We start from the raw sequence: 12,151 nt of genomic DNA, 5'->3' as shown, positions 1-12,151 counted from the left end.
GATAAATAGCCCGCAGATTAGACGGATTAAACGGATTTTCGCCGATTAAATTCAGCCAAACAATGTCATTAGACAAACGACTATTACCAGTAATTTATTTTCTTTCCCATTTATGGTTTTTATATTCAAAAAAATTTCTTCCTAAGTCACAACAAATACCACTCTTTCCATATTTTATTATTGCTAAATTAAATTTTTTATTGAAAATCGGTTTTACAAAATATAATACTCCTTTTCTACAAGTTTTGGTATTAAATATTATGTCTTTAGATAAAGTTCTAAACGAAGAATCTCTTTTGATTAATTTTATCTTTTTAGTTGTTACATAATTTTTGTCTAATTCAAAACCTTCAGAAATTTTAATTAAACTATCAAGTTCGTTTTTATCTTTAAGCGAAAGTTTTTTAATATAATCTTTTTCTATATTTAAAGTTGAATTTTCAAGCATTTCAATTTCTACAATATTTTCTTTTGGTATTTCTAAAACACAATTACAATTTTCTTCTGAAATCAACTGTTCAATTAGTTCATTTGCTTTGTTATTATATTCTAATTTAGGTTCTTTAATGCCTTCTTTACAACTATAAAAAAATATAGAAGTGATTGTTATTAAAAATATTGATATTCTTATTTTCACAATTGTTATTTTTAAATTGCTGGCAACACATAACTATTTGTTTTTAGATGAGTGAAACGCTTTTAGCACTGTTTTCAATAACGATCTATCTTTGTATTTAATTATAATTATAGATTAAATTGATTTAAAAGCGATTACAAAAGCTATTACCGTAATAATTAATCCAAACATGAAAAAGTTGTAGGCAATTCGCAGTAAATTGTATTTTCTTTGAAGTACTAAACCGAGGTAATACAAATCCTTAATCATTGTCGAATACAAGTAATCGCGATCTTTCATCATTTCGTTCATTGCCCAATCGTAATCCTCAAGAGGCATTTTATAGAAATTTCCAAAAAACATCAAATTCACTTTTTTTGCCTCTACATCATCACGCGTAAAAAATCCCGATGTTACTTTTGGACGTGTAGAAAGAATAGCAAAAATAATAGTAATTACGCTCGACATCAACATTATAAAAGTAGGAATCACTAAATGAGCATTCTTCGGACTGTCTAATTTTGGGATAATCGATGAAAGTGCAATCGAAATAATAATCGCATTTACAGACAATAAAATATTGGCTTTACTATCAGCAATTCCGCTTAAGCGAGTATGATTTCCTAAAGTAACACGAAATAAAGTATCAACACCACGATCCGGTTTTTCTATTTTGTCTTTCTTTTTATTTTCGGCTTCGATTTTATCAGCTTCTTTCTTTTCTTGCTTTTCAATTTTCTTTTGAACCAAAAGAAGGTTTTTCTCTTTTAATGGCTGCCATTTTTTTTGCGCATAATCCGTATAGAATCGATGTTTATTCATCAGAAAATTCAAATTTTCTTTTGCCCATTCGGCATTAGTAAAATTTAAATTCCAGGTGTTTTTCAATTCAATGCGTAATAATTCGCAAGTTGTTGCATATTCGGTTCCCATTAAATGAGCGAAATCAGCATCTTTTATTATTTTTTCTAAATGAGTTTTGGGGATATATTCCTTGACCGTTGCCATAATTAAACTGGAAACAGTTGCTATAAATTCTTCAGATTGTTCTTTTTCTTCCAAAAAAGCCGAAGCAATTTTAACACTTTCCTGTTCATGATTTTCATATCCTTCAATGTAACCTGTATCGTGAAACCACGCAGCAATTAAAAGAAGTTCTTTATCGTCTCCTTTAACTTCTTCTTTTTTACAAAGCTCTTTTACAGCATTTACAACCGTTAAAGTATGGTTAAAATTATGATAAGAATATAGATTAGAAAGTTTATCTTTGAGTAAATTACTGACGAAGTCTTCGGATTGTTCTATTAGATTCATAAAGAATATTTTTACACCACTAAATTATGAAATTGTTTTTGGATAATCATTTTATTACTAAGATTAAAACTTGTTCTATAGCAATAGTTGTATTGTTACTTGTTTACTCCTGCGCAACGCATAAAGCGCAATATGGAAAAAATGTTAGTGCAAACCAAACGGAAAACGCAACTGATACCATAAAAATTGCACACACTTTTTATTTAGTTGGCGATGCAGGAAATGCTGATGAAGAGCAAGCGCAGCAAACGCTTGAACTATTGCACCAGAAGCTAAAAAAATCAAATAAAAAAGCAACTTTATTATTTTTAGGAGATAATATTTATCCTAAAGGTTTTCCTGCAAATGACAATGCTTCTGAGAAAGCTTTGGCCGAAACGAAGCTTAAAAATCAATTAAAATTGACAGAAGGTTTTAAAGGAAAAACGATTTTTATTCCCGGAAATCACGATTGGTACAATGGTATAAAAGGTCTGGAACGTCAGGCTGATTTTGTGACTAAATATCTTAATGACAAAAAAGCCTTTTTACCTCGCAAAAGCTGTCCAATCGAAGATGTGAAAATTGACAGCACAGCAACTTTGGTTACCATTGATAGTGAATGGTTTCTGGAAGATTGGGACAATCATCCAACGATAAACGATAATTGCGACATTAAAACCAGAGAAGATTTTTTTACTGAACTGGAAAGTATTTTAAATAAAAATCAGGAAAAAACGGTTGTTATCGCCATTCATCATCCTTTGATGAGCAACGGATCTCACGGCGGTCAATATTCTTTAGAAAAACAATTGTTTCCATTAGAACAAAAAATTCCGTTGCCGGTAATTGGTTCTATTATTAATTTATTGCGAAAAACTTCCGGTGCAAGTCCGCAGGATATTCAAAATAAACAATATACAATTTATGCCAAGAGAATTAAAACGCTTTTACAGGCTCAGAAAAATGTAATTGTAGTTTCCGGACACGATCATAACTTACAGTACGTTAACAAAGAAAATATCAAGCAAATTATTAGTGGCGCCGGATCAAAATCTGAAGCCGCAAGAGCCATAAATCCAACTGAATTCTCTTACGGAGGAAATGGTTATGCAACGCTTACTTTATTTAAAAGTGGTGATGCAAAAGTGACTTTCTTTGGAAATGAAAACAATAAGGAAAAAGAGCTTTTTGAACATGAAATTATAAAAGCAAAAGAATTTAACTGGAAACCAAATCCTTCTAATGATTTCCCGCCAAAGATTACGACTTCTATTTATTCAGAGAAAATGACTCAAAAGAGTTTAGTTCATAAATTTTTATTTGGAAATCATTATCGAAAATATTACAGCTTACCAATCGAAGCCAAAACCGCAACTCTTGACACTTTAATGGGCGGTTTAAAACCAATTCGCGAAGGCGGAGGACATCAATCTGTTTCATTGCGAATGTCTGATCCTAAAGGAAGGGAATATGTAATGAGAGCTTTGAAAAAAAGCGCCACTGCATTTTTGCAATCTGTTGCGTTTAAAGATCAATACATTGTGAATGATTTTGAAGATACTTATGCCGAAAATTTCCTTCTTGACTTTTATACCACTTGTCATCCTTATACTCCTTTTGCAGTTGGTAATATGGCGGATAAATTAGGGATTTTGCATACAAACCCAATCTTATATTATATCCCGAAACAAAACGCTTTGGGTGAATTTAATTCGAATTTTGGAGATGGATTATATATGGTCGAAGAAAGACCAGCTGATAATCATTTGGATGCCAAAAACTTCGGAAATCCAACTAATATTATTAGTACGGACGATATGATGAAAAATCTTCATAAGGACGAAAAATATAGCGTGGATGAAAAAGAATACATAAAAGCACGTTTATTTGATATGCTTATTGGCGATTGGGACAGACATAGTGATCAATGGCGTTGGGCTGAACATAAAATTGGAGACAAAGTTATTTACAAACCAATTCCGCGTGATCGTGATCAGGCTTTTGCCAAGTATGACGGGACTTTGCTTTCTCTTTTAATGAATATTCCGGCGCTTCGTCATATGAGAACCTTTAAAAATAAAATCGACAACGTAAAATGGATTAACAGAGAACCTTATCCTATGGATTTGGCGTTCTTAAAAACTGCAGATGAAAAAGACTGGATTGCTCAGGCAAAATTCATTCAGGAGAATTTAACTGATAAAGACATTGACGAGGCTTTTAAAAGTTTACCAAAAGAAGTTCAGGATGAAACAATCGAAGATATAAAGCAAAAACTAAGAAGTAGAAAAAAAGACCTTCAAAAATATGCTTCTACTTATTTTGATGTTTTAAGTCATACGGTAATGATTGCCGGAACAGATAAAAAAGACAAGTTTGTCATTAATCACAATGCAAAGAAAAGTCTTGAAATTCAAGTTTTCAGGGTTAAAAAAGAAGGTGACGAATTACTATATACAAAAACCGTTACAGATGCAAAAACTTCAAATTTATGGATTTATGGTTTAGATGATTCTGATGTTTTCCAAGTAATTGGAGATAAAAAATCAAGCATTAAAATTCGTTTAATTGGTGGTCAAAATAATGATACGTATAATATCGAAAACGGAAAAAGAGTGATTGTTTATGATTTTAAATCAAAAAACAACACTTACAATCTTGATTCTAAAACAAGAACTCAGCTAACGGATGATTATGATGTGAACTTGTATAATTATGAAAAACCAAAATATAATGTAGTTTCAGGACTTCCAAATATTGGATATAATCCTGATGATGGCGTAAAAGTAGGTTTCAACTTAAATTATACGGTTAATAATTTCAAACAGAACCCTTACACACAAAGACATGTTCTAAACGGTTTCTATTATTTTGCAACCGGAGGTTTGGAATTTAATTATGCGGCACATTTTCCGGGATTATTAGGTAAGTGGGTTATTGATGTTGAATCTCAATACACAACTCCAAATTTTGCTATGAATTATTTTGGTTACGGAAACGAAACTAAAAATAACGACGATACTTTTGGAATGGATTATAATCGTGTTCGTATTCAAAAGTTTAATGTTTCGGGAGCCATCAGACATGTTGGGCGTTATGGAAGTGAATTTAGTATTCAGCCAATGTTACAACAAATGCGAGTTGAAGAAACAGACAACAGATTTATAGATACTCCAAATATTATAAATCCAATTGTTTTTGACAGTCAGGTTTATGGCGGAATGAAAGTAAAATATGCCTTTAAAAATGCTGATTTTGCTGCGAAACCAACTCTTGGGGTTGCTTTTATGATTTCGGCAACATGGATGGCTAATTTAGATAATACTAAACAAAACTTCCCAACGCTGGAAAGTCTTTTAGGATTTACTCATAAAATTGATCATAACGGAAAATTAGTTTTAGCAACTCTTTTAAAAGGAAAAGCTCTTCTAAATAACAATTACGAGTTTTATCAAGGTGCAACTTTGGGTGGTGACAAAGACTTGCGAGGTTATAGAAACGAACGCTTTTTAGGAAGTTCTTATTTCTCTCAAAGTTCTGATTTACGTTTTACTATTGGAAAAATTCAGCGCACTGTAGCGCCATTAACTTACGGAATTTTAGGTGGTTTTGATTATGGAAGAATTTGGCTTGACGGCGAAAGTTCCAGAAAATGGCACCAGGATTATGGTGGCGGACTTTGGCTGAATGCAATCAACGTTTTGACAGCAAGAATCTCTTATTTTAAATCTCCTGACGAAAAAGGAAGGGTTATTTTTGGAGCAGCTTATAGCTTCTAGCTGTAGTGGCATAGGGACAAAGGTTCAAAGGTTTTTGCCACGAATTTCACAAATTTCCACGAATAATTAATTGGTGAAAATTTGTGAAATTCGTAGCAAACTTTTTTATTCTTAGACCCTTAGCATCTTAGTACCTCAGAACCTTACTTAAGTTTAAACTCATAAACCTTCCCTCCTATTTTGTTTGTTTTTTCATCGGCGATAAGCAATGTGTTGTTGTCTTTGAAAACTATTGCTTCTTTTTGCGAAAAGTGACCTAATTTTATTTCGGTTTGAGATCCTTTGTGGAACAAATCTCCTTTGAAACCTTTGAATAAAACAATTTTATCGTGACTTAACAAAACTACTTTTTTTCCGTCAGGACTAATTGTAGCACTTGTCAGAACACAATGATTGTAATTATCACAGGTTTTAAACTCTCCTATTTTCGTTGCTTTTTGGGTTCCGGGAGCATTTAGAATTTTATAAATAAAAGCCGTTCCGTCAAAATTTTTGCTTCGGTTTTTGGTAAAAAGATAAAAGTAATTTCCGTGTTCAAAAAAGCCTTCAACGTCAAAAAACATCTCTTTTTTCTTTGGAGGAAATTCTGTCTGTTCCGGATACGAGAAAGAAACTTTATATTCGGCTACAGCCAAATCTTTACTTAGCTGATTTTTATTGACTTTATAAATGCATAAATCTTTGCGCTCATTAGCATTATTCCCGAAATCACCAATATAAATATTACCGCTTTTATCTTTGGTAATGTCTTCCCAATCGACATTTGTTGCGTTTGTAATCGTGATGGTTTTATTTAATTTTCCTTCTGAATTTATCGCATAGATTTTATTTGCGTTTCCGCTGTCTTCTAAAGTATAAATCAAATTAGTCTCCGGAAAATAGGTAATTCCTGAAACTTCTTTTAACTTTTTAGGAAGTGAATAAAGTGTCTTAAAATCAGTATTTGAGTCTTGCTGACAAGCCAATAAAGCAATAGAAACTCCAAGTAAAAAAAACTTTTTCATAATTTTTAAATGTTTAAGTTCAATGTAAACCATTTAAGCCATATAAGTTCATGTAAAAACAACTTCTTAAATTGACTTCTATAACTTATATGGTTTAAAAATTAAACCAAATTAGTATTTTTAAAGTTACGCGTTATAAATTCAAATGCAGCAAACATAATATGTCCCATTGATATTGCATTCTTGAACTTCATATCGTTGGTATAACGGTATAATTCCATTTTTAGTTGATTCAAATGCTCTTCTGTCGAAATAGTATCGTGACACATTATATTCAATAATTTCTTTATTCTGTTTTCTGCAGAATGAATACGTTTTGCAAGAATCGCTCGTTCTTCGTCTTTATATTGAATGATGGAACGTTCTTCCAGTTTCTCTTTAATGAGTTTTATCATCGGATAATTTTCCTTGAAAAACTGTGGGCGATAAACTTTAAAATTACCTTCATAACATTGCTGATCAAAATCAATTGGACGTATTTTGTAAACCACTTGATCAAAATCGTGAATTGGCACTATTACATAATTATACGCACGCATATCTCCAAGAAGCCTGATCATACAGCGCTCGTTGAACTTTACAAATTCTTTTGCGATTTGCGATTTCTCCATTTCTGTACAATTATCCAATAATGTATCCATAAAAACATCACCCGGAATCCCGATAATATGCTCTTCTATCAGTGTGTCTTTATAAACTAAAAAGTTGATTTTATCTGGCGAAAGAATGTCTTCTAATTCTAAACCGTAAATTCTTGAAGCATCTGCTTTTTTAATATAAAAATGCACATAGTTATCATTGAGAATATTTCGAACTTTGATTCTAAAAGGTTTCGAATTTCCGAAAGTGCAATAATCAATCGCATCAATATTCAGAAACTGAATAATCTCACTATTTCCATCAGAATGCAAAAGCGAATAGATTTTTTTCAGATTCAGATCGATTTCATTTCTTTCAAATTCGCTATAATAAACCCGAATCCATAGTGTGTCATTTTCATTTTTATCATACACATTTACAGAACCTGAAAAACGCAATAAATCATCATAGAATACTGATACTTTCGAAATTCGCTCGTATCGCTCTAAATAACTTAATAATGATTGCGTTAAAGGATAGGAAGGTTTTTTTAAAACCATTAAAGGTTCGCTCATTTTTTTAAATATCTTTAATACAAATTTACATTAAATAAAATTTAACGTAACAATATACCAATTGAATCGTCATACTTAAAACTAAAACCGAAATAAATTTGGAAACCATACTTACTATTGAGAATCTTCATAAAAGATACGGTCGCATTCAGGCCTTAAAAAATGTATCTTTTGAAATACAAAAAGGCCGCGTTTACGGAATTCTGGGCCCAAACGGAAGTGGAAAATCGACCACTTTAGGAATTGTTTTGAATGTTGTAAACAAAACTTCGGGCAATTACAGCTGGTTTGACGGAAAAGTTCAAACGCATGATGCCTTGAAAAAAGTAGGTGCTATTATCGAAAGACCAAACTTTTATCCTTACATGACAGCGGAAGAAAACCTGAAATTAGTTTGTAAAATAAAAAGCATCAATTATTCCAAGATAAACGAAAAGCTTGATCTTGTTGGTTTAAGCGAAAGAAAAGACAGCAAGTTCAGCACTTTTTCTTTAGGAATGAAACAACGTTTGGCAATAGCTTCTGCACTTTTGAATGATCCTGAAATTTTGATTCTTGATGAACCAACAAATGGTTTAGACCCACAGGGAATTCATCAGATTCGAGATATTATAAGAAAAATTGCTTCACAAGGAACTACTATTTTATTGGCTTCACATTTATTAGATGAAGTCGAAAAAGTATGTTCTCACGTAATTGTTTTAAGAAAAGGAGAAATTCTATATTCTGGTTCTGTTGACAGTATGTCTGCAAATGAAGGTTTCTTTGAACTTCAGGCGAATGATAATTCAGCTCTAAAATCAGTTTTGGAAAACCACGAAGCCGTGGAGAGAATCACGGAAGAAGACGGAAAAATTTTGGTTTATCTGAAATCTGACTTATCAGCTTCTGAGCTGAATTTGTATTTATTTTCTAAAAATATCGCTTTAAGCCATTTAGTAAAACGTAAAAACAGTCTTGAAGCACAATTTTTAGAATTAACCAAAAACGCCACTATCAAAACCAATTAAGCCATGAAAAGACTTTTATCTATAGAATTACAAAAAATCTGGAAAAATAAAGCCAGTAAAGTACTTACGCTAACCTATTTCATTTTACTTTCGTTTATCGCATTAATTGCATCAATAAAATTTGACATTGGTCCTTTTAAATTTCACTTGGCAGAAATGGGTATTTTCAATTTCCCATATATCTGGCATTTTAATACCTATGTTGCAGCATTACTAAAACTTTTTCTGGCTATTGTTATTGTTTCGATGATGGCAAATGAATATAGTTATGGTACTTTAAAACAAAATCTAATTGACGGTTTAAGCAAAAAGGAATTCATTTTATCGAAATTTCTGACTGTAGTTCTTTTTGCATTTTGCTCGACAGTTTTTGTTTTTGTGATGAGTCTAATTTTAGGGTTTAGCTTTTCATCTTACACAGAACTTGATGTTGTTTTTATGGATTTAGATTACCTATTAGCTTTCTTTGTAAAACTGGTTGGTTTCTTTTCTTTCTGTTTATTTCTGGGTATTTTGGTTAAACGCTCGGCTTTTGCTTTGGGTTTTCTTTTGGTTTGGAGTATAATCGAAGGAATCATCAAAGGTCTTCTGGTTTTCAAAATTTTCCCGGACAGCAATACAGCTGATTATATTACGAGATTTCTTCCGTTGGAAGCGATGTCAAATTTAATTATCGAACCTATTTCGAGACTTAATGTCATAAGAAGTATCGGAACTCAAATTGGAGTTGAAAACACTAAAGATTATAGCGTACACTATCTTTCAATTTTAATTGTTTTGGTTTGGACATATTTATTTACATACTTTTCTTATAAATTATTGAAAAATCGAGATTTATAGTATATTTGCTACTATGAATCGTTATATATGCCTTTTACCAGTTTTGTTTTTATGTTGTTTATCTTCTAAGGTAAACGCACAATATATAAGTGTAAATGATCAAAAAACACCGCAAGAATTAATTAACGATATTTTAGTTAATAGTTCTTGCGTTTCTATTACAAATACCTCAGGAAGCGGAGATGCTTTTACTCCGCCGAAAAATAGTTTTGCTTATTTTAATTCAAATAGCAGTGGTTTTCCATTTTCTGAAGGAGTTGTTTTGACTACCTCTACAAGTGAGAATGCTATTGGTCCTTTTATTACCAGCATTGGTGGAGGAAGCACAGAATGGAAAGGTGATGCTGATTTAAATCAAATTCTTGGAATTAATTCAATAAATGCTACATCTTTAGAATTCGATTTTGTTCCTTTAACTGATTTTATAAGTTTCAATTATATTTTTGCTTCTAATGAGTATCAGTCTTTTTTTCCATGTCAATATTCCGATGGATTTGCTTTCTTAATTAAAGAAGCAGGAACAAGCGATCCGTATCAAAATTTAGCTGTATTACCTAATACTACTACCCCTCTGTCTTCAACAAATGTTCGCCCACTAATTAAACCCGGAACAGCAAGTAATGGTGATCCATATCCTGGTTGTCCTGCTGAAAACGAACACTATTTTAATGGATTCAATACAGCGTCGAGTCCGGTGAATTATGCAGGGCAAACCGTTGTAATGAATGCTCAAACCAAAGTAGTTGCAGGAAAAAAATACCATATAAAACTTGTTATTGCCGATGATAAAGAACAATATTATGATTCAGCAGTTTTTTTACAAGCCGGTAGTTTTGCGTCTAAAATTGACTTTGGACCAGATCAGACAACCTTAAACAATGATCCTGTTTGTTTTGGACAAAGTATAACTTTAGATACAAAATTAGCCCCTACTTATAATTACAAATGGTACAAAGACGGACTGTTGATTAATGGCGCAAACGGCCCAAAGTATAATCCAACAGAATCTGGAACTTATAGCGTTGAATGTACACTGACCCCTTCACTCTGTAAACTAAGCGGAGAAGTTAAACTCGAATTTGCTGCAGAAATTTTATCGACAAATACTTCTTTAATTCAATGCGACGATAATACGGACGGAATCAATGTTTTTGACTTAACAAAAGTTGATAATATTGTAAAAAACAATGTTGTTGAAATTACAAACAATGGTTATTACGAAACATTAGCAGATGCTCAGAACAAAACAAAACCTATAGCAACTCCTGCAAATTATACTAATAAAGCAAACAATCAGATTGTTTTTGCCAGAATCGAGAATAAATATGGTTGTTATGAAACCGCTGAAGTAACATTACAAATTTCGAATGCCACAATTCCAAATCAAAGTCCAATTACAACTTGCGATGATGATGATAATAAACTAGATGGATTCTACCAATTTGATCTTGCCACTCAGGTCACTCCGCAAGTCCTTACAGGTTTACCAAGTGGTTTAGTTCCCTATTACTATTCATCTCAAAATAATGCTTTAGCTGATACCAATAGATTGCCAAATATCTATAAAAACACAACTGCTTTTAATCAGACAATTTATGTTCGTATTGTCAACGGACCAGATTGTTATGGCATTACATCTGTCCCACTTGTTGTAAACACTTTCGATCCGCCTAACTTTCAGGATGAATCTGAAATTCTATGCAAAGGAGATGACATAATATTAGCTGTTGCAACTACTTTTAGCAGTTATTTATGGAGTACCGGCAGCATGGCAAATCAAATAGATGTGAGTACACCCGGAGATTATTCTGTAACTGTACAAGATGCAAATGGCTGCGAAAAAACTAAAAAATTCAAAATAATTGAGTCTGAACCTGCATTAATAACAGAAGTTGTTGTAAAAGATTTTTCAGGAAGTGATAACTCTGTTTCAATAGTATATACAGGAACCGGAAATTATGAATTCTCAATAGACAGGATATCCTATCAGGACAGTCCTTCATTTACAAACGTAAATCCAGGAATATATAATGCCGTTGCAAGAGATAAAAACGGATGTGGTATCTCTAATACCTATTTGTTTTATGTTCTGGATTATCCTAGGTTTTTCACACCTAATGGAGACGGATTTAATGATTTATGGCTTGTAAAAGATTTCGATCAGCTTCCTGCTTATAAAATATCTATTTTTGATCGCTATGGAAAGTTCTTAAAACAAATGGATCAAAACAGTACAGGTTGGAATGGAACTTTTAACGGACAACAACTTCCATCAGATGATTATTGGTTTACCTTAGTTCTTGTAAACGGAAAATCTATTAAAGGTCATTTTAGCTTAAAAAGATAATTACCCAACTTCAATTAAAGAAGAAATTCAGCTAACCAATTTTACAAACTAACAATGCATAAAAAAAGCCATTCGATATCGAATGGCTTTTACTTTTATATCAAG

The 12,151-nt window shown here is 32.1% G+C and carries 8 protein-coding genes; 4 read left to right on the top strand and 4 right to left on the bottom strand.

Going from position 1 to position 12,151, the window contains the following annotated elements; translation table 11 throughout:
* Positions 1 to 94: 94 nt before the first annotated feature.
* Both C8C83_RS15305 and C8C83_RS15300 read right to left on the bottom strand, forming a co-directional pair.
* Positions 95 to 637 carry a hypothetical protein gene (locus C8C83_RS15305; RefSeq protein WP_121329296.1) on the bottom strand — a complete coding sequence of 181 codons (543 nt, stop codon included), beginning with the start codon at positions 635 to 637 and terminating at the stop codon, positions 95 to 97.
* Between the two features lie 114 nt (positions 638 to 751).
* Positions 752 to 1,930, bottom strand: a complete 1,179-nt coding sequence (locus tag C8C83_RS15300; RefSeq protein ID WP_121329295.1) for a Pycsar system effector family protein — start codon at positions 1,928 to 1,930, stop codon at positions 752 to 754.
* Positions 1,931 to 1,956: 26 nt separating this feature from the next.
* Between C8C83_RS15300 and C8C83_RS15295 the strand changes: the two genes are divergently transcribed.
* Positions 1,957 to 5,691: a metallophosphoesterase gene (locus tag C8C83_RS15295; protein ID WP_132011803.1), complete on the top strand. Its 3,735-nt coding sequence runs from the start codon at positions 1,957 to 1,959 to the stop codon at positions 5,689 to 5,691.
* Positions 5,692 to 5,834: 143 nt separating this feature from the next.
* Here the strand turns inward: C8C83_RS15295 and C8C83_RS15290 are convergent, their stop codons facing one another.
* Both C8C83_RS15290 and C8C83_RS15285 read right to left on the bottom strand, forming a co-directional pair.
* Positions 5,835 to 6,695 carry a hypothetical protein gene (locus tag C8C83_RS15290; protein ID WP_121330064.1) on the bottom strand — a complete coding sequence of 287 codons (861 nt, stop codon included), beginning with the start codon at positions 6,693 to 6,695 and terminating at the stop codon, positions 5,835 to 5,837.
* Between the two features lie 101 nt (positions 6,696 to 6,796).
* Complete coding sequence (locus C8C83_RS15285) at positions 6,797 to 7,849, bottom strand: hypothetical protein (RefSeq protein WP_121329294.1); 1,053 nt, start codon at positions 7,847 to 7,849, stop codon at positions 6,797 to 6,799.
* 98 nt (positions 7,850 to 7,947) lie between these two features.
* Here C8C83_RS15285 and C8C83_RS15280 point away from each other — a divergent pair, with 98 nt between their 5' ends.
* From C8C83_RS15280 to C8C83_RS15270, 3 genes are read left to right on the top strand one after another with little or no spacing between them, the layout of a single operon-like run.
* The gene (locus tag C8C83_RS15280; RefSeq protein WP_121329293.1) at positions 7,948 to 8,859 is read left to right on the top strand and encodes an ATP-binding cassette domain-containing protein; all 912 of its coding nucleotides are present in this window, start codon (positions 7,948 to 7,950) and stop codon (positions 8,857 to 8,859) included.
* A gap of 3 nt (positions 8,860 to 8,862) precedes the next feature.
* Positions 8,863 to 9,699 carry an ABC transporter permease gene (locus tag C8C83_RS15275; RefSeq protein WP_121329292.1) on the top strand — a complete coding sequence of 279 codons (837 nt, stop codon included), beginning with the start codon at positions 8,863 to 8,865 and terminating at the stop codon, positions 9,697 to 9,699.
* Between the two features lie 13 nt (positions 9,700 to 9,712).
* Positions 9,713 to 12,046, top strand: coding sequence for a choice-of-anchor L domain-containing protein (locus tag C8C83_RS15270; RefSeq protein WP_121329291.1), 2,334 nt, complete (start codon positions 9,713 to 9,715; stop codon positions 12,044 to 12,046).
* Positions 12,047 to 12,151: the final 105 nt, after the last annotated feature.

Source organism: Flavobacterium sp. 90 (assembly GCF_004339525.1).
Classification (GTDB): domain Bacteria; phylum Bacteroidota; class Bacteroidia; order Flavobacteriales; family Flavobacteriaceae; genus Flavobacterium.
This window is presented reverse-complemented; position numbering and strand designations above follow the sequence as displayed.

What these genes read in the sequence shown, in the direction of transcription:
- C8C83_RS15300 (WP_121329295.1), bottom strand. Translation starts at nt 1,930, where the DNA reads ATGAATCTAATAGAACAATCCGAAGACTTCGTCAGTAATTTACTCAAA.
- C8C83_RS15295 (WP_132011803.1), top strand. Translation starts at nt 1,957, where the DNA reads ATGAAATTGTTTTTGGATAATCATTTTATTACTAAGATTAAAACTTGT.
- C8C83_RS15290 (WP_121330064.1), bottom strand. Translation starts at nt 6,695, where the DNA reads ATGAAAAAGTTTTTTTTACTTGGAGTTTCTATTGCTTTATTGGCTTGT.
- C8C83_RS15285 (WP_121329294.1), bottom strand. Translation starts at nt 7,849, where the DNA reads ATGAGCGAACCTTTAATGGTTTTAAAAAAACCTTCCTATCCTTTAACG.
- C8C83_RS15275 (WP_121329292.1), top strand. Translation starts at nt 8,863, where the DNA reads ATGAAAAGACTTTTATCTATAGAATTACAAAAAATCTGGAAAAATAAA.
- C8C83_RS15270 (WP_121329291.1), top strand. Translation starts at nt 9,713, where the DNA reads ATGAATCGTTATATATGCCTTTTACCAGTTTTGTTTTTATGTTGTTTA.